Source organism: Microbacterium nymphoidis, assembly GCF_021044885.1.
Classification (GTDB): domain Bacteria; phylum Actinomycetota; class Actinomycetes; order Actinomycetales; family Microbacteriaceae; genus Microbacterium; species Microbacterium nymphoidis.
On the sequence record NZ_JAJNOD010000002.1, the window covers coordinates 491,009 to 512,816 of the forward strand.

The 21,808-nt window shown below is 68.8% G+C and carries 19 protein-coding genes and 1 tRNA gene; 12 read left to right on the forward strand and 8 right to left on the reverse strand.

Annotation, left to right across the window (positions count from 1 at the left end; genetic code table 11):
- Positions 1 to 63: 63 nt before the first annotated feature.
- On the forward strand, positions 64 to 810 hold the full coding sequence (locus LQ566_RS11480; RefSeq protein ID WP_231091837.1) for a FadR/GntR family transcriptional regulator: 747 nt from the start codon (positions 64 to 66) through the stop codon (positions 808 to 810).
- The gene (locus tag LQ566_RS11485; RefSeq protein WP_231091838.1) at positions 810 to 2,168 is read left to right on the forward strand and encodes an alpha-hydroxy acid oxidase; all 1,359 of its coding nucleotides are present in this window, start codon (positions 810 to 812) and stop codon (positions 2,166 to 2,168) included. Before LQ566_RS11480 ends, LQ566_RS11485 begins: the two co-directional genes overlap by 1 nt.
- Before the next feature lie 71 nt (positions 2,169 to 2,239).
- On the opposite strand, the gene LQ566_RS11490 is transcribed toward LQ566_RS11485, so the two are convergent.
- From LQ566_RS11490 to LQ566_RS11510, 5 genes are all read right to left on the reverse strand, one after another.
- Positions 2,240 to 3,007 carry an HAD-IIB family hydrolase gene (locus LQ566_RS11490; RefSeq protein ID WP_231091839.1) on the reverse strand — a complete coding sequence of 256 codons (768 nt, stop codon included), beginning with the start codon at positions 3,005 to 3,007 and terminating at the stop codon, positions 2,240 to 2,242.
- Between the two features lie 33 nt (positions 3,008 to 3,040).
- The gene (locus LQ566_RS11495; protein ID WP_231091840.1) at positions 3,041 to 3,670 is read right to left on the reverse strand and encodes a Pr6Pr family membrane protein; all 630 of its coding nucleotides are present in this window, start codon (positions 3,668 to 3,670) and stop codon (positions 3,041 to 3,043) included.
- A 232-nt stretch (positions 3,671 to 3,902) separates the two neighbouring features.
- Positions 3,903 to 3,976: transfer RNA gene (locus LQ566_RS11500), tRNA-Pro, on the reverse strand.
- A 53-nt stretch (positions 3,977 to 4,029) separates the two neighbouring features.
- Positions 4,030 to 4,968 carry a metallophosphoesterase gene (locus LQ566_RS11505; RefSeq protein WP_231091841.1) on the reverse strand — a complete coding sequence of 313 codons (939 nt, stop codon included), beginning with the start codon at positions 4,966 to 4,968 and terminating at the stop codon, positions 4,030 to 4,032.
- A 25-nt stretch (positions 4,969 to 4,993) separates the two neighbouring features.
- Positions 4,994 to 7,567, reverse strand: a complete 2,574-nt coding sequence (locus tag LQ566_RS11510) for a transglycosylase domain-containing protein (RefSeq protein ID WP_231091842.1) — start codon at positions 7,565 to 7,567, stop codon at positions 4,994 to 4,996.
- A gap of 64 nt (positions 7,568 to 7,631) precedes the next feature.
- Here LQ566_RS11510 and sp36 point away from each other — a divergent pair, with 64 nt between their 5' ends.
- Both sp36 and LQ566_RS11520 read left to right on the forward strand, forming a co-directional pair.
- Complete coding sequence (gene sp36 / locus LQ566_RS11515; protein WP_231091843.1) at positions 7,632 to 7,847, forward strand: Sp36 family protein; 216 nt, start codon at positions 7,632 to 7,634, stop codon at positions 7,845 to 7,847.
- 2 nt (positions 7,848 to 7,849) lie between these two features.
- The gene (locus tag LQ566_RS11520) at positions 7,850 to 8,317 is read left to right on the forward strand and encodes a RidA family protein (protein ID WP_231091844.1); all 468 of its coding nucleotides are present in this window, start codon (positions 7,850 to 7,852) and stop codon (positions 8,315 to 8,317) included.
- Positions 8,318 to 8,391: 74 nt separating this feature from the next.
- Here LQ566_RS11520 and LQ566_RS11525 read toward each other — a convergent pair whose 3' ends face one another.
- Both LQ566_RS11525 and LQ566_RS11530 read right to left on the reverse strand, forming a co-directional pair.
- The gene (locus LQ566_RS11525) at positions 8,392 to 9,525 is read right to left on the reverse strand and encodes an MFS transporter (protein WP_231091845.1); all 1,134 of its coding nucleotides are present in this window, start codon (positions 9,523 to 9,525) and stop codon (positions 8,392 to 8,394) included.
- 1 nt (position 9,526) lies between these two features.
- Positions 9,527 to 10,423 (reverse strand): MurR/RpiR family transcriptional regulator, encoded by an 897-nt coding sequence (locus LQ566_RS11530; protein ID WP_231091846.1) that lies wholly within the window; start codon positions 10,421 to 10,423, stop codon positions 9,527 to 9,529.
- Positions 10,424 to 10,575: 152 nt separating this feature from the next.
- Here LQ566_RS11530 and LQ566_RS11535 point away from each other — a divergent pair, with 152 nt between their 5' ends.
- The 8 genes from LQ566_RS11535 to LQ566_RS11570 all read left to right on the forward strand — a co-directional run bounded on the left by LQ566_RS11535 (position 10,576) and on the right by LQ566_RS11570 (position 19,529).
- On the forward strand, positions 10,576 to 12,150 hold the full coding sequence (locus tag LQ566_RS11535) for an ABC transporter substrate-binding protein (RefSeq protein ID WP_231091847.1): 1,575 nt from the start codon (positions 10,576 to 10,578) through the stop codon (positions 12,148 to 12,150).
- 69 nt (positions 12,151 to 12,219) lie between these two features.
- Positions 12,220 to 13,191: an ABC transporter permease gene (locus LQ566_RS11540; protein ID WP_231091848.1), complete on the forward strand. Its 972-nt coding sequence runs from the start codon at positions 12,220 to 12,222 to the stop codon at positions 13,189 to 13,191.
- Complete coding sequence (locus tag LQ566_RS11545) at positions 13,188 to 14,072, forward strand: ABC transporter permease (protein ID WP_231091849.1); 885 nt, start codon at positions 13,188 to 13,190, stop codon at positions 14,070 to 14,072. The genes LQ566_RS11540 and LQ566_RS11545 overlap by 4 nt, the downstream gene beginning before the upstream one ends.
- 76 nt (positions 14,073 to 14,148) lie before the next feature.
- Entirely contained in the window at positions 14,149 to 15,309 is a 1,161-nt protein-coding gene (locus LQ566_RS11550) for an anhydro-N-acetylmuramic acid kinase (protein ID WP_231091850.1), read from the forward strand.
- Complete coding sequence (locus tag LQ566_RS11555; protein WP_231091851.1) at positions 15,306 to 15,782, forward strand: GNAT family N-acetyltransferase; 477 nt, start codon at positions 15,306 to 15,308, stop codon at positions 15,780 to 15,782. Before LQ566_RS11550 ends, LQ566_RS11555 begins: the two co-directional genes overlap by 4 nt.
- On the forward strand, positions 15,779 to 16,855 hold the full coding sequence (locus LQ566_RS11560; protein ID WP_231091852.1) for a mandelate racemase/muconate lactonizing enzyme family protein: 1,077 nt from the start codon (positions 15,779 to 15,781) through the stop codon (positions 16,853 to 16,855). Before LQ566_RS11555 ends, LQ566_RS11560 begins: the two co-directional genes overlap by 4 nt.
- Positions 16,852 to 17,904: a serine hydrolase domain-containing protein gene (locus LQ566_RS11565; protein ID WP_231091853.1), complete on the forward strand. Its 1,053-nt coding sequence runs from the start codon at positions 16,852 to 16,854 to the stop codon at positions 17,902 to 17,904. The genes LQ566_RS11560 and LQ566_RS11565 overlap by 4 nt, the downstream gene beginning before the upstream one ends.
- Positions 17,901 to 19,529: an ABC transporter ATP-binding protein gene (locus LQ566_RS11570; RefSeq protein WP_231091854.1), complete on the forward strand. Its 1,629-nt coding sequence runs from the start codon at positions 17,901 to 17,903 to the stop codon at positions 19,527 to 19,529. Before LQ566_RS11565 ends, LQ566_RS11570 begins: the two co-directional genes overlap by 4 nt.
- Positions 19,530 to 19,583: 54 nt before the next feature.
- Here LQ566_RS11570 and LQ566_RS11575 read toward each other — a convergent pair whose 3' ends face one another.
- Positions 19,584 to 21,692, reverse strand: coding sequence for a hypothetical protein (locus LQ566_RS11575; protein WP_231091855.1), 2,109 nt, complete (start codon positions 21,690 to 21,692; stop codon positions 19,584 to 19,586).
- Positions 21,693 to 21,808 lie beyond the last annotated feature (116 nt).

Consider the following 21,808-nt stretch of genomic DNA (forward strand, 5'->3'; position numbering starts at 1 on the left):
TGATACGCTGTGGTCGGACCACAGTGGCGACCGCGGGAGCGGCGTTCGAGCAACGGGGCGAGGATGAGCGAGAACACCGGCGAGGCTGCGCCGAAGGCGTGGCAGAGCGTCATCGAGCATGTCGAGTCGCGCCTGCTGTCCGGCGATCTCGTCCCGGGTGACCGGCTGCCCGGCGAGCGGATCCTGTCGGCAGAACTCGGCGTGGGTCGCTCCAGCGTGCGGGAGGCGCTGCGTGTGCTGGAAGTCATGGGTCTCATCCGCACCGCCACGGGGTCCGGCCCGAACGCGGGAGCGATCATCGTCGCCACTCCGGAGGGCGGCATGAGCGCCCTGATGCGCCTGCAGGTGGCAGCCAGTGGGTTCCGGGTCGCGGATATCGTTCGCACCCGACTGCTGCTGGAGTCGGCCGTCGCCGGCGACCTTGCCCGCGGGGGAGACCTGTCCGCAGCACTAGCGCTGCTGGACGCCATGGACGCCCCCGATGTCACCGCGGAGGAATTTCTCGCCCTCGATGCTGCATTCCACCTCGCTCTGGCATCAGCCGCGGGGAACCAGGTCATCATTGCGACCATGGCGGGGCTGCGTCACAGCATCGAGACCTACGTGCGCGATGGCGCGGCTCGCCTCGCGGACTGGCCCGCGATGGCGGCTCGCCTGCGTGCGGAGCACCGCGGCATCGTGGCCGCGATCCGCGACGGCGACGCCGACGCGGCATCGAGCCGCACACACGATCACATCGCCGGCTACTACGCCGCGATCTCCCTCGACCCCCACCACACAGACACCGCACAGCGAGAGGAAAGCGCCTGATGGTCAAGCGCCAGTTCCCGAACCCCATCGAGCTCGCCGAGCTCATGCGGTTCAAGAAGCCCACCCTCAACCCCACCGATCGTCGCCTCGAGAAGGCGCTCACGATCGCAGACCTCCGCACGATCGCACAGCGTCGCACCCCGCGGGCCCCCTTCGACTACACCGAGGGCGCGGCCGAAGGCGAGCTGTCCCTCGCACGCGCGCGGCAGGCATTCGAGGACGTGGAGTTCCACCCGTCGATCCTGCGCAACGTGCCCGAGGTCGACATGACCACCCAGGTGCTCGGTGGGACGTCGTCGATGCCGTTCGGCATCGCGCCCACGGGCTTCACGCGGATGATGCAGACCGAGGGCGAGATCGCCGGGTCTGGAGCCGCGGGCGCCGCGGGCATCCCGTTCACGCTCTCGACCCTCGGAACCACGTCCATCGAGGACGTGAAGGCGAACAATCCCACGGGCCGGAACTGGTTCCAGCTGTACGTGATGCGCGACCGCGAGGTCTCCTACGATCTGGTGCGCCGCGCCGCTGCGGCAGGCTTCGACACCCTCTTCTTCACCGTGGACACCCCCGTCGCCGGCGCTCGTCTGCGAGACAAGCGCGCGGGCTTCTCGATCCCGCCGCAGCTCACACCCGGCGTGGTCATCAACGCGATCCCGCGTCCGGCCTGGTGGATCAACTTCCTCACCACCCCGAAGCTCGAGTTCGCGTCGCTGTCCTCCACCGGCGGCACCGTGGGCGACCTGCTCAACGCCGCGATGGACCCCACGATCTCCTTCGACGATCTGGAGATCATCCGCTCGCTGTGGCCGGGCAAGATCATGGTGAAGGGTGTGCAGACCGTGGAGGACGCGCTGCTGCTCGCCGACAAGGGCGTGGACGGCATCGTGCTGTCCAACCACGGCGGTCGTCAGCTCGACCGTGCCCCGATCCCGTTCCACCTGCTGCCGCACGTGGTGAAGGAGCTCGGCTCCGACATGGAGATCCACGTGGACACCGGGATCATGAACGGTGCCGACATCGTGGCATCCGTCGCGCTGGGCGCCAAGTTCACGCTCGTCGGTCGCGCGTACCTGTACGGGCTGATGGCCGGTGGCCGCCGCGGTGTCGACAAGACCATCTCGATCCTCGGCAGCGAGATCGAGCGCACGATGAAGCTGCTGGAGGCCGCGACCATCGAGGAGCTGAGCCCGAAGCACGTCACGCAGCTGTCCCGCCTGCAGCCCATCGCGAAGCCGTTCGCCGACGTGGCCGAGGCGATGACCGCGCGCCAGCCGCGGACCGTCCCGGCCAACAAGCCGGCGCGTTCGGCGAAGGCTCCTGCCAAGGCCGGCAAGGCGAAGGACGTCGCCGCGAGCTGATCATGCGTGCGAAGGGCCGGACGGAACCTCCCGCCCGGCCCTTCGCATTGCCGCCCGCGCAGCGAGTGCTTTCACACCCGGACCGGAAGCTCCAGAAGCAGTGCATCCAGATGTGCGGCGGTGTCTTCCCAGCCCTCGACGGCGCGCGCGGGCACACCCAGTGACAGCACCGGATAGTCGTTGCCGCCCTCGTCGAGACGGTCGCCGTAGAAGAGCATGTCGGCGAACGCGATACCGGTGGCCTCGGACAGCCGCGTCATCCCGTACGCCTTGTCGATGCCGATGCGGGTGATGTCGATGGACGTGGAGCCGCCCGAACGGACCTCGAGATCCGGAAGCAGGGCGGCGACGGCCTCACGCAGGGCGGACTTCTTCGCGCCCGTGGGATCCCAGGCCTTCTTGTCGGCGAGAGCGGCCTGCTGGCCAAGAGCCGAGAAGGTGATCTGGGAGCCGCGGTCCTCGATCACGTCACCGGCCGGACTGGATTCCCACAGCCCGAGCCGCTCCGCCTCAGAGCGCAGTGCGGCGATCGCGCGCTCCTTCTCGTCGTCGGTGAGGTAGTCGGCGTACACGGCCGTGAAGGACGAACCGTCGTGACGGAAGTACTGGGTGCCGCAGGTGGGCATCAGGTGCATACGGTCCAGGACCGCAGCGGATGTCGAGGGCAGGTGCGCGAGCACCTGGTTGCGGAACTGCTCCCACTGTCCGCCGGAGATGATCGCGACTTCGACGCGCTCCGCCAGCTCGACGAGCAACTGAGCGATGCGCGGGTCCACGGGGGACTTCGACGGAGCGAGGGTGTCGTCGAGATCGAAGGCGACGAGCTTCGGTGCAGGCACGGCAGTTCTTCCTTTGTGTGAGCGGTGCCCAGTTTATCCAGCGGGGTCTGAACGATGGCCGGATGGGGATCCGCGCATCGCCCACACCACTCCGCCGGCCGCCAGGAGGGCGAGAAGCAGCCCGAGGGAGGTCAGCAGGATGCTCGGCCAGCCGCGTTCCGGGAGCAGGAAACCGTACGGCACCCACCCGTCGGTGACACCGCGAATCAGGACCACGACGAGCCACACCACGGGGTAGGGGAGGAGTAGCCAGAAGTGCTTCCACCGAATGCCGGGGTGATCGCGGATCACGATCCAGTCCAGGAGCATCAGTGCCGGCAGGACGACGTGCAGCACGGCGCTCACCCACGGCGGCGCGGCCCCCGTCCCCGGCACCAGCAGGTTGTAGATGACCGCCACGAGGATCATGCACGCGGTGGCGACGGCGCGCGCGAGTGTGAGCGCGAGCGGTGTGCTCCGTCGCAGAAGTGCCGTCGCACCGGTCGCCACCAGCACGAGCGCGGTGAGAAGGCTGGTCAGATTGGTGAAGAAGCCGAAGTAGTCGACCAGTGAGATGCGGTGCGTGGAGGAGAGGAGACCGAACGTGTATGTGAGGACACCGAGCACGACCAGGCCGACCGAGACCCGGGCGACGGCGACTGCCGTCCGGGGAGGCCGGTTCACGGGAGACCGCCCGCGTCGACGGCTCGAGCGAGCAAAGCGCAGCACGTCGTGCGGGCGAGTGCCCGAGCACCGGTCATCAACGCATGCATGATTCCCCCACAGGGTTCGAGACGTCGGTTGCCATTATCCACACGAACCCTCCCGCGAGCGGGACCGGGCGCTGCGACGGCGAGAGGCACGAGCAGAAACGCCGAAGGGCCGGTCCTGATGAACCGGCCCTTCGGCGATTGTGTCGGGGTGACAGGATTTGAACCTGCGGCCTCTTCGTCCCGAACGAAGCGCGCTACCAAGCTGCGCCACACCCCGTTGATGACAACTCATTCAGTCTACCTGATCGGGGGAGGTGGTCTTGACCAAAGTCACCCTTTTCGGGGCACGAGCGTGATGAGCGAGGCCTCGGGGCGGCACGCGAAGCGGATTGGCGCGTAGATCGAGTGTCCGAGTCCTGCACTGACGTTGAGCGGGATCGGGCGTGTCGCGGACGGCCACGAGCTGAGGCCGCGGGACTGCGACAGCGGGATGTCGCAGTTCGCCACCAGGGCGCCCACGCTGGGGATCCGGATCTGCCCGCCGTGGGTGTGCCCGGCGAAGATCATGTCGGCGCCCTCGGAGGCGAACGCGTCGAGCACGCGCCGGTACGGTGCGTGGGTCACGCCGATGGTGAGGCGGGGGAGACTGGACTCCTGCGCGCGCAGCGCGGCCGCGTGCCCGGGCAGTTCGTCCAGACGGTCCCACTGCCGATGAGCATCACCCGTGCCGATGATGTCGATGCGGTGCCCGCGGATCTCCACGGAGGTCGCGCCATTGTCGACGCTGTTCCAGCCGAGGCCGTCCGCGAGGAAGGAGTCCAGCCCCTCGATGTCGAGCCGCGGGGCGTCCTCGATGAACTTCGACGGACCCGTGAAGTACCGGAACGGATTGCGCGGTGCCGGACTGAAGACGTCGTTCGAGCCGTAGACGTAGGCTCCGGGCACGCCCGCGAAACCGGCGAACGCTGCCCGGATGCCGCGGAGGGCATCCTCGTGGCCGAGGTTGTCGCCGGTGTCGATGATCAGGTCAGGACGCAGCGAGGCGAGCGAGGCGAGCCACGCTTGCTTGCGCACCTGCCACGGCGCCATGTGGACATCAGAGATGTGCAGGATGCGGACAGGGTCGGATCCGTCGGGCAGCACCGCGACGGTGTGCTGACGGAGGGTGTACAGATGGCGTTCGATGCCGATGCCCCACGTGAGGGCGGCGGTGCCAGCGGCCCCCACCACCCCGAGGGCGGTGAGGGCCTGGCGTGCTGCGGATCGCATCAGTGAGCGGTGCTCCTTGTCATGGTCATCCGTTGCAGTTCTTCGCGGAGTAGATGATGACCACCTGGGTATCCGGCTTCGCCTTCGTATTGGCGGCGGGGCTCGTGCTGGTCACCGTTCCGCCCCCCGGGGCGTTGGGATCGCTCGTGCAGGTCTGCGCGAGGTCGGTGAACCCGGCCCCTTGCAGCGCCTGGATCGCCTTCTGGAACGACTGTCCGGTCACATCCGGGATCGTGACGTTGCCCTTCGTGTTGTCGGGCTTGCCCTTGCCGGTGCTCGGGGTGATGGTCACGAGCGTGCCGCCTGCAGCCCTGCCCGCCCCCGGGTCCTGCGCGGTGATCGTGCCGGCCGCCTCATCGGCGTCGACCGGGGTACCGACCGAGACCTGGAATCCCGCATCCTCCAGGACCTTCGTTGCCTGATCGACGGTCATGCCGACGACGTTGGGGAGGTCCTTGAGGACGACGCGGATGAGGTTCTGATCCGGTGCCGGGAAGTCCGGGGCGGGGTAGAACTGATCCGCGGCGGCCTGCAGGTCGCGGCCGAGGTAATAGCGGATGTCGTTGAGCATCATGCCGGCCTGATCGACCCAGGTGTGCTCGACGGGGACATCCCCGTTGTACTGACCCACCCAGGCGACGCTGGTCACACGGGAGCTGGTCTGGATCAGCCACGTCTGCTGGGACTCGTGTGTTCCCGTCTTTCCACCCACCATCGTGCCGTCGTAGGGGTTGCCTCGGTCTCCCGTGCCGCCTTCCATGACACCTCGCAGCGCGAAGAGCGCGGTCGCGGCGACTTCCGGCGTCGTGACCCGCGTTCCGTCGGGGTTGATGCCGAGGTCGATCTCCGAACCGTCAGCGTTCTGAACGCTGTCGATGAGGCGCGGCTTGTGGTAGACGCCTCCGTTGGCCAGTGCGGCGTAGGCCCCGCCCATGCCGAGCGGCGAGACGTTGCCGGAGCCGAGCAGGGTGAACAGCACCTTGTCGAAGTCGCGGGCCGGGTCACCGAAAACGGCGCCGAAGCGCTTGGCGACGTCGATGATTTCGCACACGTCCAGCTGCTCCGCCATGGCGAAGAAGCCGGAGTTGAGGGAGTCCCTCGTGAACTTGAGGGGTGTGCCACGGTATCCGGGGTTGCTCGCGAAGTTCTCGGAGGTGCCGGTGATGGTGTCATCGCCGCAGTGGGAGGTGAAGTTCTTCCGGTAGCGGCCGTCGAGCTGCTCGTTGAGCGACTTGCCCTTCTCGAGCCAGTCGATCAGCGTGAACACCTTGAAGGTTGAACCGACGGAGAAACCGATGCTGGAGTCACCCCAGCGATAATCGCCCGCCCACACCTGTGGAGAGGTTCCGGGCGCGGCGCCCTCGGGATCGTAGTTCGTGTTCTGCGTGAGGCTCAGCACACGGCCGGTCGACGCCTCGATGTTCAGGCCGGACGATCCCACCTGAATCGTGTCCATGTAGGCCGGGACCAGGGAGTGCATCGCGTCGTTCGCACGCGTCTGCAGGTTCCAGTCCAGCGTCGTGTAGACCTTCAGCCCACCGCGGTTGAGGAGGAGTTCCCGGTCCTCCTGCTCGGCGCCGAAAGCGGGGTCGGAGAGGATGCTCTCCTGCACCAGGGTGCAGAAGTACTCGGCACCGGCGGCAGTGGCACAACCCTTCTTCAGTTCCTGGATCACCGGCTCGATCGGCGCGGCCAGGGCCGCATCGTATTCTTCCTGGGTGATCTTGCCGTCGTGGATCATGCGGCCGAGGACGCTGTCACGGCGCTCTTTGGTGACGGAGTAGCCATCGGCGGCGCCGTTGACCTCGTTCTCGGGCTGATCCAGCCGGTAGTTGTTGGGCGATTGGACCATGCCGGCGAGGGTCGCCGCCTGGTTCAGGTTGAGGTTCGCCGCGGAGACGCTGAAGTAGCGCTGGGCGGCGGCCTCGATGCCGTACGTCAGCCCACCCCAGGAGGCGATGTTGAGGTAGCCGAGGAGGATCTCCTCCTTGCTGTACTGCTGCTCCAGCGTGATCGCGTAGCGCATCTCGCGGAGCTTGCGCTCGATGCCGTCCAGGCCTTCCTGGCCGGCGTAGTCGTCCCAGCACGCGCCCAGAGCTTCTGTGTCGCCGGGGGCGGTCTCTCGCTCACACTGCTGCAGCAGCACGTTCTTCACGTACTGCTGCGTGATGGACGAGCCGCCCGACGTTCCCTGCTTGAGCAGCGTGGAGATCACGGCGCGGGTGGTGCCGGTGAGGTCGACGCCGCCATGGGCGAAGTAGCGGTTGTCCTCGCTGGACAGCAGCGCATCGATCATCACGGGCGCGACCTGATCCAGCGTCACGGGGTCGCGGTTCTGTTCGTAGAACTTCGCCATCTCCACGTACTGCCCGCTGGCGGGATCCTTGGCGTAGAACGTGGACGGCAGCATCGCGGTGTCGATCTGCAGCATGGGGGGCAGCTCGTTGAACATCGAGATGGCACCCTTGGCCGCGGTGCCGCCGACGGCGATGGCGGGCGTGACGGTCGCGGTGACGAGAACACCGGCGATGGCACTGAGGCCGACGAGGCCGAGAAGGCCGCCGACGACGCCGCTGGCCGTGCGTTTGGTTCGAGGCATAGGCTAGATGCTAATGCCGCTCCCTGTGAGGACGGCCTCTCGTTCGCCGCATTCGGAGCTTTCAATGACCACGTGGGAATACCTGACGACGCCGCTGCTCATCCACAACACCGCAGCCATCCTCAACAACTGGGGCAAGCAGGGCTGGGAGCTGGTGCAGGTGGTGACCGGGCCCGAGGGTGGTCTCGTCGGCTACTTCAAGCGCCCCGTCACCGACGCGGCACCCGCCAACACCGGCCTCGCCTCCGCCGCGCAGGCCGCCCAGCAGTTCCAGGAGTGAGCATGACCGTTTCCGCACGCCTCGCCGAGCTCGGCATCGAGCTGCCCCCGGTCGCAGCCCCCGTCGCCGCCTATGTCCCGGCGGTTCGTCACGGCGATCTCGTCTACACGTCGGGCCAGCTTCCCATGGTCTCGGGCGCGCTTCCCGCCACCGGCAAGGTAGGGGAGGGGCACGGGCTGGTTCCGGCGTCCGACGCCCAGTCGTACGCGCGTCAGTCCGCGTTGAACGCCCTCGCTGCGGCCGCCGCGATCGTGGATGGTGTCGACAACATCACGGGCGTCCTCAAGCTCACCGGCTTCGTCGCCTCCGTGCCGGAGTTCACCGGGCAGCCGGGGGTCATCAACGGAGCCTCGGTCGTGTTCGGCGAGATCTTCGGCGATGCTGGCGTGCACGCCCGCTCCGCCGTGGGTGTTCCTGTGCTGCCGCTCGACGCACCCGTCGAGGTCGAGGTGGTCTTCACCGTCGCCTGACGACTCGTCCACTGCGCCGGCTCCCGCTCTTTGAGGGGAGCCGGTGTGCTCTGTGCGGCTGCGGCGTACGGTGTTCAGGAACCGCGATGCAGCCGGTGGGACGCCACCGCGGCCGCGATGGCGACGGTCGCGCTGAGTGCGGAACAGATCAGCAGCGTCGCCACGGCCGTGGGATCCCCCGTGCCCACGAGCAGTACGGCCGGGATGAGGGTTCCGCCGATGGCCCCGCACGCCACCAGGACTCCCACCACGCGAGGGGCCTGGGCATCGGTGACCGTGTCCAGTCCGATCCCGACGAGTGCCGCGTACCCGGTGGCGACAGTCGCGACGACGACGGCGATGCACACGAGAGCCGCGAGCGGGGCTACGTCGCGAAGCAGGGCCGCGACGCCGAGCAGCACCGTCGCGGCGGCCATGCCGATGATGAAGGTGCGCCGCGGCGGATGCCCGCGGTGCACCAGTGCGGCGAAACCGAAGCGACCTGCGGCGACCACACCCCAGTACGCGGTCGTCGCGATCGACGCGGTGGTGGGCGCCAGGCCGCCCAGCCGCTCGCCGAACACCGCCGACCAGCCTGCGAAAACGCTCTCCACGCCCACGAACAGGGCGAGAGCGATGGCGACGATCACGAGGGTGCCGCGGTGGGAGAGGCGCCCGGCGGCGAGGATGGGACGCGCATCGGGCAGCACCGAGCGCCACAGCAGCACCGCGGTGAGAGTGTGGGCCGCCGCCAGGACGCCGATCAGCGAGATCCGCCACGGCTCCGCGTGCGCCACGGCGAAGAGCAGCGGAACCGTGGCCGCCACGATCGCCACCACGCCGGTGAGGCGGGCAAGGAGCCCGGCCGTTCCCGTGGTCTGCGCCGCGGCGCGCGCCACGAGGTTGCCCGCGGCCTCGGAGATGCCGAAGCCGAGACCGCCGATCGCGGCCGCGGCGACGAACCCGATGGGGCCGGGTGTGATCGGCACCGCGATGAGCGCCGTCGCCTGCACGACGGAGCCGATGGCCGCCATCGCCGTCGGGCGCATGCGCGCGCCGACCGCGGTGGTGACGAGCACGCCGATCAGCAGACCCAGGAAGAGCATCGGTGCCGCGAGCAGCACCAGGTCGCCGTCAGAGGCGGCCCGGGCCGGAATGAGGGCGGGAAAGGTGGCCGTCGTGATGCCGAGCCCGGCGAAGGAGAGATAGACCGCGGTACGGGCGTTCACGTCAGCGGCTGCGCATGCGCTGAATGGCGTCGTAGGTGGAGTGCAGCGCACTCATCGAGGCGTCGTAGTCGGAGCTCGCGACACCGATGAAGAGACAGTCGACGACCATCAGCTGAGCGATGCGACTGCCCAGAGCACCGGAGCGGAACCCCGTCTCACGCGCCGCCGTGGTGAGGACGATGTCCGCCTGCTGGGCGAGGAGGGAGCCGGCATGATTGGTGATCGCGATGGTGACGGCGCCACGGGCGCGGGCGAGCGCCAGATACTCGACCGTGTCGCTGGTGTTGCCGGAGTGGGACACCGCGATCGCAACGCTGGACGGGCCATAGGTCGCCGCTGACGTCCACGCGGCGTGTGCGTCGTTCCACGACAGCGCCGTGCGGCCGATGCGATTGAGCTTCTGCTGCAGGTCGAGGCCGATGAAGGCGCTCGCACCGATTCCGAAGATGTCCACACGCGCGGCGCGCGCGACGATCTCCACGGCGCGCGCCAGCTCCGTGGTGTCGAGAGTGCGCGCCGTGTCCGCGATCGAGAGGGTCTCGGCCAGCGAGACCTTCGCGACGATGTCGTCCATGCTGTCGTCGCGTTCGATGTCGCCACGCGCCTCGGTCAGCCTCTCCGCTACCAGCCGCTCGCTCACGCTGGCGGCGAGCACATCTGCCCGCAGCTGCTTCATGTGCGCGTAGCCGAGGCGCTGCACGAAGCGCATCACCGAGGTCGTGGAGGTGTCACAGGCGGTGGCGATCAGGCCGACCGAGGTCTCTGCCGCCGTGAGCGGATCGCTCAGGAAGAAGTCGGCGATCCGTTTCTCCGTGGGGCGAAGTTCGGGCATCATCGCCCGGATGCGGACGAGGACGGTGGTCGCGCTCGCATCGTCGCGGGCGGTCGTTGGGCTCATCGGAACTCCTCTTTCCGGCATGACACTACCGTGAATGGAAAAAAGTTTCATCTGGGAACGTTCTGGTGTACTTTTGTGCCAATCGAGATCACCGATGCTCTCCCGGCGGCACAGCACTCATCGCCAGACGAGGCATCTGAAGAGGAGTCCTCATGAACGCAGGATCGCGCCGGATGCGCGTCACCCTCGCCACGACCGGCCTGGCGGCCGCGCTGGCACTGATCGTCACCGGTTGCACCTCCGGTGGCGGTGGCACCTCGCCGAGCTCGGCGCCCGAGGACAGCGGCAGCGCCGCAGCGGGGGGAGCGCTCGTGATCGGTGTCACCAGTGACCCCGACACGCTGGACCCGTGGAAGGCCACCCAGTTCCAGGCCGTCAACGTCCTGCAGAACCTCTACGGCACCCTCACCGAGTTCGACGCCGACCTCAACGTGGTGCCGGGCCTCGCGGAGAAGTGGGACGTCTCCGAGGACGGCCTCACCGTCACGTTCACGCTGCGCAGCGGTGTCACCTTCGCCGACGGCAGCGCGTTCGATTCCGCTGACGTGAAGCACTCGCTCGAGGCCATCATGAACCCCGACACCGCCGCCGTCTCCGCAGCCTCGCTGGCATCGGTCGCCGCCGTCGAGGCGCCGGACGCGAGCACGGTCGTGCTCACGATGAAGTCGCCGGATGCCGCCCTCTTCGCGAACCTCGCCGTGGTCAACATGGCGATGCTCTCCAGCGATGACGCCGAGTCCTCCCTGGAGACCAAGCCCAACGGCACCGGCGCGTTCAGCTTCGACAGCCGTACGCCGAGCCAGTCCATCACGCTCAAGCGAAACGAGGCGTACTGGGGCGACAAGGCTGTGCTCGACTCGGTGGAGTTCCGCGTGATCCCCGACGAGTCCTCGATCGTCTCTGCGATGCAGTCCGGCAACGTCCAGTTCGCCGTGTTCAACGACCCGCTGGTGGCACAGACCGCCGAGACCGGCAGCATCACGGTGGAGAAGACCCCGCAGCTGAGCTACCACGCACTCCAGCTCAACGCGCACAAGGACGCCGTCTCCGACGTCAACGTCCGCCTCGCGATCCAGTGCGCCGTCGACCGCCAGCAGGTGCTGGACACCGCGGCACTCGGTGAGGGCGAAGTGACCGGCCCCATCACGTCGCCGGCGTACCGCTCCGACCCGGAGGCGCGGCCCTGCCCCACGCGCGACCTGAACAAGGCCAAGGAATACTTGGCGAAGGCTGGCAAGTCCGGCGGCGTCGAGCTGACCACCATCGTGTCGCAGGGCGAGTACGCTACGTCGGTCAACGAGGCGCAGAACCTGAAGTCGCAGCTGGCCGACGCCGGCATCACGCTGAAGCTCGATGTCCTGGAGTCCGGTGCGTATGTCGAGCGCTGGAAGGCCGGCGACTTCGACGCGGCGGTCGCCCTCAACGGCGGTCGCCCGGACCCGGACGGCATGTACTCGCGCTACTTCACCAGCACGGGCAACCTGAACCAGGTGGCCGGCTACAGCTCGCCCGAGCTGGACAAGCTGTTCGCCGACGGCAAGGCCACGAGCGACCCCGCCGAGCGCAAGAAGATCTACGCGCAGGTCTCCGACGAGCTCGAGAACAACGCGGCGTGGATCTGGATGTTCACGAGCTACACCTACACCGCGACCACGTCGAACGTGACCGGCTTCACCCCGATGGCCAACGGCTCGCTGCAGTCGCTGCGCACCACCGGCCTGAACTGATCCGACGTCGTGCGGGGCGGGCATCGCGCCCGCCCCCCACGTTCGCATGAACCCCACGGGAGCTGATCCATGCTGAGATCGATCCTCCGCAACGTCTGGCTGCGGAAAATCCTCGCCGCGATCGGCACGCTGTTCGGCGTGGCCGTCTTCGTGTTCGTGATGCTGCGCGCCATTCCCGGTGACCAGATCACCGCGAGCCTGGGCACAGAGGGAGCCTCGCTGACGCCGGAGCAAAGGCAGGCGCTGGAGGCCTACTACGGCATCGACAAGCCGCTGATCGTGCAGTTCTTCTCCTGGCTCGGGAACATCTTCGTCGGAAACCTCGGCTTCTCTTCGCGGGCACAGACGAGCGTGGCCGAACTCACCGCGGCTTCGCTCCCCGTCACGATCGAGCTGGCGATCCTGTCGATCGTGCTCGCGCTGGTGATCGGCATCCCGCTCGGCATGCTGTCGGCCTCCAAGCCCGATTCCCCGCGCGATGCGGTGGGACAGGTCGTGGGTCTGGCCGGCCTCTCCATTCCCGCCTTCCTCCTCGGCACCGCACTGCTCGCGGTCTTCGCGGCCTCGTTCGGCTACAACCCGAACGGCCAGGGATACGCCCCGCTGTGGGTGAACCCGGGGCTGAACCTGCAGCAGATGCTGATGCCCGCGTTCGTGCTGGCCTTCGGTATCGCCGCACCGATCATGCGCACCACACGCACGGCGGTGCTCGAAGTCCGCTCCAACGACTTCATCCGCACAGCGCGTGCCAAGGGCGTTCCCGCGCGCCGCCTCCAGTTCACCCACGTCCTCGGCAACGCGCTGGTGCCGATCGTGACGATGACCGGCCTCCAGTTCGGCTACCTGCTCGGCGGTGCGGTCGTCGTGGAGCAGATCTTCTCGCTTCCCGGCATCGGCCGCCAGGTGCTGCTGGGCATCCAGCAGAAGGAGTATGCGCTGGTGCAGTCGACGGTGCTGATCATCGCGCTGTCCTTCGTCATCGTGAATCTGCTGACCGACCTCCTCTACCGGATCATCGACCCCCGGGTGCGTGCATCATGAGCGACATCTCCACCACCGCGATCGCCCCCGGAGGCGGCCAGCTCGGCGAACGCGTCCGGCTCCTGCTGCGCAGCCGCTCGGGTCTCATCGGCATGATCCTCGTCATCCTTCTCACCCTGCTCAGCCTCGCCTCCGCGTTCGGCTGGCTGCCGTACGACCCGCTTGCGCAGGATCCGCCCTCGCGCCTGCAGCCGCCCAGCGGCGCGCACTGGTTCGGTACCGACCAGTTCGGGCGCGACGTCTTCGTGCGCGTCGCCGCCGGTGTCGCAAACTCCGGTCTCATCGCCGTGGTGGCTGTGGCGTTCGCCACCGTGGTCGGCACGCTCGCCGGGGTGTTCGCCGGCTTCTATCGCGGCATCTCCGACGGTGTCGTGACGGCCATCACCAACATCCTCTTCGCCTTCCCGCCGCTGCTGCTCGCCCTCGCCCTCGCGTCGGTGTTCGAGCGCAACTGGTTCACCATCGCGGTGGCGATCGCCATCGTGTACGTGCCGATTTTCATCCGCGTGACGCGTGGACCCGTGCTCACGCTGCGCGAGGTGGAATACGTCAAGGCGGCCAAGAGCACCGGTCAGTCCAGCATCGCCACGGTGTTTCGCCACGTGATCCCCAACCTCACGTCGATCATCATCGTGCAGGTGACGCTGTCGCTGTCCTGGGCGGTGCTCACCGAAGCGGCGCTGAGCTTCCTCGGACTCGGCGCGCCGCCGCCCGCCCCCTCGCTCGGATCGATGATCTTCGAGGCGCGCACGCTGATCATGGTGGCACCGTGGACGATGATCGCCCCGGGCGTGGTAGTTGTCCTGCTCGTTGTGGGGTTGAACCTGCTCGGCGACGGACTCCGTGACAGCCTCGATCCGCGCAACCGCGGCAAGCGATGAATCGATCCCCTCACGCCGCGCGTCCCGCGGCTTCCCTCTCGCAGACCCGGCACACCGCGTCGGAACAGGAGCAACCATGCGCATTCTCGGACTGATCTCGGGCACCTCCCACGATGGGATCGACGCCGCGATCGTCGATTTCCATGAGAGCGACGGTCATCTCGTCGGCCGCGTCGTGCACACCGCCGAGACCCCCTACGAGCCGGCGCTGCGCCAGCGCATCATCGACGCCCTGCCGCCGCGACCCACCACCTTCGCCGAGATGTGCGAGCTGGACACTCTGGTGGGGCAGGCGTTCGCGGACGCCGCTGTTGCCTCGATCGCCGCAGCGGGCGAGGTCGACGCGATCTGCTCCCACGGGCAGACGGTGTTCCACTGGGTGGAGGACGGGCACGCCCGCGGAACCCTGCAGATCGGCCAGCCCGCGTGGATCGCGGAGCGGACCGGCGCTGCCGTGATCTCGGATGTGCGGATTCGCGACATCACTGCCGGCGGTCATGGCGCTCCGCTCGTCTCCTTCCTGGACGAGCTGCTGCTGCGTGGCCGGGGCACGGCCGCCGCCCTCAACATGGGCGGCATCTCCAACGTCACCGTCATCCGCGACGGGTCGGTCGTGGCGTACGACATCGGTCCGGCAGGTGCTCTGATCGACGCCGTGGTCACCGATCTCGGCCTGAATCCGCTCGGGTTCGACGCCGACGGCGCGATCGCGCGCTCGGGCACCGTGGACGAGGAACTTCTGGCATCATTCCTCGCCGAGCCGTACTACGCGCAGCCCGCCCCGAAGAGCACGGGCAAGGAGCTGTTCCACCTGCCGTACGTCCACCAGCACGTCGCGGCACTCGGACGCGAGGTGGCCCCCGCCGATCTCATCGCCACGCTGACCGAGCTCACGGTACGCACGATCGTGGATGACGTGCGCCGCGCGAACGTCGGCTATCTCGCCGCCTCCGGCGGGGGAGTGCGCAACCCGGTGATCCTCGATGGGCTGCGCGCCGGACTCCCGGACACGGAGGTGGTGCTGGCGGATGAGCTGGGCGCCCCTGCAGACGCGAAGGAGGCGATCCTCCTCGCCCTCATCGGCTGGTGCACGATGCACGCCGTCCCCGCGATCGTTCCCGGGGGCACCGGCGCGCGGGAACCGCGCGTGCTGGGAACGATCACACCGGGTGCGGGGCCGCTGCAGCTGCCCGCACCCGTCGCCGCGCTGCGCGACCTGCGCCTGGAATCGGCATGACCGCCATTTCCCTCCGCCTCGCGGACGCCGACGATCACGCGGAGATCACCGCGCTGTTTCTCCGGTGCTTCCGCGAGAGCTATCGCGGGATCATCGCCGACGAGACGATCGCGGCGATGACCGACGAACGAGCTGACGCCCTGTGGCGGCGTGTGCTCGACGCGGCGGAGGGTGCGTCCCTGGTGGCGGTGCGCGATGGATCGGTGGTCGGTGTGACGCGCTGGTCGGCCGCTGACGTCCACTCGCTGTACGTCGATCCCGACGCGCACGGTGCGGGCATCGGCTCGATGCTGCTGGATGCGGCAGTGGCGCGCATCGGTGAGGGCTTCGACCGTGCGCGTCTGTGGGTGTTCGCCGACAATGCCCCGTCGGTCGCCTTCTACCGCTCGCGCGGATGGGTCCCCACCGGTCGCACGCGCGTGGAGGCCGAGTTCGCCAGCCAGGAACAGCAGATGGAGAAGGTGATCCGATGATCACCCGACTCCTCGTCCACCGACGCCGTCTACGGCTGGCCCGCCCGTTCGTCACGGCCGTCCGCCGCGCCGATCACCTCGATGTGACCCTCGTCGAAGCACGCGACGACACCGGGCGGTCGGGTTGGGGTGAGGCGGCCGTCAGCTGGCGGGTGACGGGGGAGAGCCCCGAGTCCGTGACCGCTGTCGTCGACGGGGCGCTCGCCGAAGCGGTGCTGATGCGGGATCCCGCAGACCCGGACCTGCCGGGGATCATCACCGGCGCCGTATGGGGAAACGCCGCGGCGCGCAGCGCCGTCGAGTGCGCCGCGCTCGACCTCGCCGCGCAGCGCGCCGACCGCTCGTTGCCCGCGGCTCTCGGAGCCGGGACCCTCGCGGTCCGCACCGACATGACCTTGTCCGCCGCCTCCATCGAGGAGACCGAAGCGGCCGCCGTCACCGCCGTGGAGCGGGGATTCGGCACGATCAAGCTGAAGGCGGATCGGTCCACGGATCTGGTGCCGCTGCTGCGGGCGGTCCGTTCCGCCGTCGGCGACGACGTCCGCATCCGCATCGACGCGAACCAGGCCTGGAGCGTCGACGACGCGATCGATCGCCTCCGCGCCGCCGAGTCGGCGGGCATGCCGATCGAGCTCGTGGAACAACCGGTGCCGGCCGCGGACCTCGCGGGCCTGGCCGCGGTGCGGGCGGGGGTGGGCATCCCCGTCCTCGCCGACGAGGCGGTGCGCACCGAGGAAGATCTGGACCGCGTCCTCACGCTCGGCGCCGCCGACGCGGTCAACCTCAAGCTCGCCAAGAGCGGGGGCCCCACCGCGGCGCTGCGTCTCGCGTCCCGTGCGCGAGACGCCGGTCTGGGGGTGCTTGTCGGCTGCATGCTGGAGAGTGCGGTGGGCGTCGCCGCGTCCGCGGCCGTCGCGGCCGCCTGCGCACCCGAGGGCGTCCACGACCTGGACGGTGGGCTGTGGCTGATCGGATCGCCGGTGGTGGGCGGCGCGCACTACGACGAAGACCGCATCATCCTGAGCCCGCGCCCGGGTCTGGGCATTGCAGCCATCGCGGAGGGAGCGGAATGAGCGCCATGGCAGCCGTCGAGCAGATCCTCGGCGGGACGAACCCGCCCACCGGTGTGGTCGTGGGCACGTCCATATCCGGTGCCGTCGACATCGCCGCGGGTGGTACGGACGGAACGGGCGGCACTGTCACGCCGGCGTCGACGTTCGACGTGGCGTCGGTGACGAAGGTCGCGGCCACCACGGCCGCGCTCATGTGCCTGGTCTCTCAGGGTGCGCTCGATCTGGACGTCGCGGCGGGACGCATCCTTCCTGAACTCCGCAGCGCAGCCGGGGCGAGCATCCGCGACCTGCTCACCCACCGCGCCGGGCTGTGGGAGTGGCAGCCCCTCTACTTCACTCCCGATCCCTGGGCCACCGTGTGCGACCTGCCCCTGCGCTATGAGCCCGGCACCGGTCGTCACTACTCGGATCTCGGTTTCATGATCCTCGGCCGTATCGTGTCGGCGATCGCCGCTGCGCCTCTGGACGAAGCCGTGCGAACGCTCGTCACCGAGCCGCTGGGGCTGTCCTCCACCGGATACGGGCCCGTGACGGGCGCGGTCGTGAGCGGTCACGGCGATGCCACCGAGCAGCGCATGGTGCGCACCGGCGAGCCCTACCCCGTGCTGCTCACCGACCCCGGATTCACCTGGCGCGAGGAAGACATCCGCGGTGTGGTGAACGACGGGAACGCCGCTCACGCCTTCGGCGGCGTCTCCGGGCATGCGGGACTCTTCACCACCGTGGAGGATCTGCTCACACTCGGGCGCGCCGTGATGGGCGGGGAATTCATCGCTGAGCCCGTCGTCCGCGAGTTCTTCACGGCGGGACCCGATGACGGGCAGGCGCTCGGATGGCGTGCAGCCGACGTGCGCCTGGGCGGTGAGCCCCGTCGCCTCATCTGGCACCCCGGCTTCACCGGATGCGCGTTCGGCGTGCTGCCCGGCGCAGACACCGCGGTGGCGGTGCTGAGCAATCGCCTGCTCGCACCCGAGCCGCGTACCACCGACTCCATCTGGACCGACGCGCTTCGCGCGGTCCCGGACCTCACCTGGGAGATCACATCATGAGCACAGAACCCGTTCTGCGCATCGAGAACCTCTCGATCGCCTTCCGCTCCGGGTCGGAGACCGTCACCGCGGTGAAGGGCGTGTCGATCGACGTCGCAGCCGGAGAGACGGTCGCGGTCGTGGGCGAGTCGGGGTCGGGAAAGTCCACCACCGCGGCCGCCATCAACCGTCTGCTGCCGGAGAACGGCCGGATCACCGGGGGGAGCGTCCGCTTCGACGGGAGGGAGATCACCGAGCTCAGCGAGCACCAGATGGTGAGCCTGCGCGGGGCCGGGATCGGCCTCGTTCCCCAGGACCCGATGTCCAACCTCAACCCGCTGATGCGCGTGGGCGATCAGATCGGCGAAGCGCTCGAGGTGCACGGCCTCACGAAGGGGGACAAGACCACGGAGCGCGTCATCGAGCTGCTCGACATGGTCGGCATCCCCGATGCCCCTAACCGTGCGCGCCAGTACCCGCACGAGTTCTCCGGGGGCATGCGCCAGCGCGTCCTCATCGCCATGGGTCTGGCCTGCCGCCCGCGACTGCTCATCGCCGACGAACCGACATCCGCGCTCGATGTCACCGTGCAGCGGCGCATCCTCGACCAGCTGGACACGCTTACGGACGAGCTCGGAACCGCCGTGTTCCTCATCACTCACGATCTCGCGCTCGCAGCCGAGCGCGCGGATCGCATCGTGGTGATGTTCCGGGGTGATGTGGTGGAGACTGGCACGAGCGAGGAGGTGCTGCGAAACCCCCAGCACGAGTACACGAAGCAGCTGATCGCGGCGGCTCCGAGCCTCTCCAGCCGCCGCGAACCACTGCCGGCACGGACAGCGACCTCCGCCGAGCCGCTCGTGGTGGTCTCGGATCTCACGAAGGTGTTCTCGCTGCGCAACCCGGTGGCGGGCGGCCCCACCACCTTCACCGCTGTGGATGGGGTGAGCTTCGAGATCCCGCGCGGTCGCACGGTGTCGATCGTGGGGGAGTCCGGTTCGGGCAAGTCCACGACGGCCAACATGGTGCTGGGTCTCGAAGACGTCACCAGCGGCACGATCACGATCGATGGTGTCGATATCGCCAGCGCGCGACGCCGCCAGATGTTCGCGTTGCGGCGGCGGATCCAGCCGGTGTTCCAGAATCCTTTCGCCTCCCTCGATCCGCGCTACACCGTGCAGCAGAGCATCGAGGAGCCGATGGCCGTGCACCGGGTGGGAACGAGCGCGTCCCGGCGCGCGCGGGTCGCCGAGCTGCTGGACAGCGTGGCGCTTCCCGCCGCGATGGCGTCACGGCTGCCGCACGAGCTGTCGGGCGGTCAGCGCCAGCGCGTGGCGATCGCACGCGCTCTCGCACTCGAACCGGAGCTCGTGGTGCTCGATGAGGCCGTGTCGGCGCTGGACGTGCTGGTGCAGGCGCAGATCCTCGACCTGCTCGCCGACCTCCAGCAGCGGCTGGGCCTGAGCTATCTCTTCATCAGCCACGACCTCGCGGTGGTGCGCATGATCTCCGACGAGGTGCACGTGATGCAGCGGGGGCGGATCGTGGAGAGCGGTACACCCGAGCAGATCTTCGACGCACCCCAGCACGAGTACACCCGCGAGCTACTGGCGGCGATTCCAGGCGCGGAGCTCGGGCTCGTGTGAGACGTCGAAGCCCGTCGCACCAAAACGGTGCGACGGGCTTCGACGGCGGTGGCGTCAGTGCGCGCGGCGGCGCGCGCTGCGTAGCGTCGGTGCGCACATGCTCAGCACGCCCAGTAGCAGGAGACCGGCCCCGATGGCAGGCGCCGCGGTCGGTGCCACCCCCGTGGCGGGCAGGGGCGCGCGACCGATCGTCGCCTCGGAGATCACGGTGACACCCGCGTCCGCGAAGCCGAGGACGAGGTGGTGCTCACCCGCGGGCACATCGCTGAGGTCGAGCGTGCCCGTGATCGCTCCGCGGTCCCACTGCAGCGTCCCCACGTCCACCGGCTCGGAGCGCATGCTCGCGAGGATGCGGGAGCGCTCGTCCTGCATCTTCTTCATGAAGTCCGTCATCAGGTCGAAGGACTCGTTGCGCTTGTTGGTCAGCGTCTGCAGGCGCAGCGCCTCCATCTGCTGGCTGCTCGCGGTGGAGTCCATCTTCCCCTTCACGGTGCTGATGAGACCGTTCAGCGCTGCGGCGCGCTCGGCAGCCGGCACGTGGAGGAATCGGTCATCGACCGCTGCGGCACGAGCAGCCTCCACGACGGCCGCGAACGCCTCATCCGTACTGGAAGCGGCGAACCGGTTGGCCGCGGTCAGCAGCGCGTTGTACGCGGTGATCCGTGCGTTCGCATCACGGATCGCCGTGATCTGATCCGCCAGCTGCTGATCGAGAAGGGAAGCACGGCTGTTCTGGACCGCCTGCAGCATGGTTTCCAGGTCCATCGCGGCCAGGGGCTGGCCGCCGAGACTCATGCCCGGGGTCTGGGTGATGAGGGGGTTCAGGATCGGCGCCAGAGTGGCCGGGCCGAGGTTCGGCTGCCAGGCGACGCCGAGCACCTCTCCCGGATCACCGAAGACCACGGTGGGACGTTCGTTCTGGATCATCCGAATGATCTCCTCGAACTGCGCACCGTTCGCGTTCGCCAGCAGGCTCGTGAGGTCTGTCGCACCGGGGACGCTCACGACGGGCGCCGTAGGCAGAGGAGTGGGCCGGGGCGTCGCCGTCGGCCGGGGCGAGGACGTCGGTTCCGGGGTGGGGGTGGATGTCGGCGTCACCGTGGGCTCCGGAGTGGGGGTCGCTGTGGGGGTCGCCGTGGGCTCGGGGGAGGCCGTGGGTTCCGGCGTGGGGGTGGGTTCCGGCGTGCCGGTGGGCGTGGCCGTCGGTTCCGGCGTCGGCGTGGGTTCCGGCGTGCTCGTGGGTTCCGGCGTCGGCGTGGGTTCCGGCGTGCTCGTGGGTTCCGGCGTCGGCGTGGGTTCCGGCGTGCTCGTGGGTTCCGGCGTCCGCGTGGGTTCCGGCGTCCGCGTGGGTTCCGGCGTGCTCGTGGGCGTGGGGGTGCTCGTGGGTGTGGGCTCGGGCGTGGACATCGACACGAGAGCGAACGAGCGCTCGAGACGAAGCGGATCGGTGAGCTCGCGCGGCAGCGCGAAGGCGCTGTTCACGGACGGCTGCTCGTCCGCCAGCAGGTATCCGGTGGGCGGCTCGAACGCCACGGCGTAGTCCGCGTCGCTGCTGGTCGGCAGAGCCCCGGTCTGGAACGAGCCATCGGCCTGCACCGGCACCCGCTGCACGACGACCTCACCGGCTCGGACCGCGACCGATGCGCCGGAGAAATCGGCGAGGTAGCCACCGTCGATCGAGGCGGTGAGCGATCCCGTCACCCGGTTGAACGGACCGTTCAGGGAGATGTCGGTGGAGGCGTCGTCGCTCAGAAAGAACTCCGCGCGCGCCGACGACTGCTCGAGATCGCCGCGCGCACCGGGCCAGACCGCTTCGGCGATGTAGCTCGTGGGTTCGCCCGTCACGGCCAGCCCCACCTCGCCGGTGGGACCGGTGACGCCGGTGACGAGGACGGTGCCATCGCCCTCGGCACGCTGCACACTCACACGCACCCCGGCCAGGGGTGCATCGGCGGATCCGTCCGCGATGGTGACGCGGACGGCCACGGTGGTGGTGGCCACGGTGGTGGTCGTGGCGGTCGTGGCGGTGGCGACAGCTGCGGCAGGCAGACCCGCCAGCAGCAGACCCGCCGTGGCCAGAGCGGTACCGCTGACGCGCGCGGCGCGGACGAATCGCGGTGAAGGGGTGGGGGAGGACAGGCCGCGGGGACGGCGAGGAAGCATGATGCACCTTTCGGGGGAGGGGAGGTGAAGCATCAGTCGGGTTGAAGCCCAGTATGGATGACCGCCAAATCCGCTCACAACCCGTTCTTCCGCCCCGCGTACGGTGTCAGCTTCCG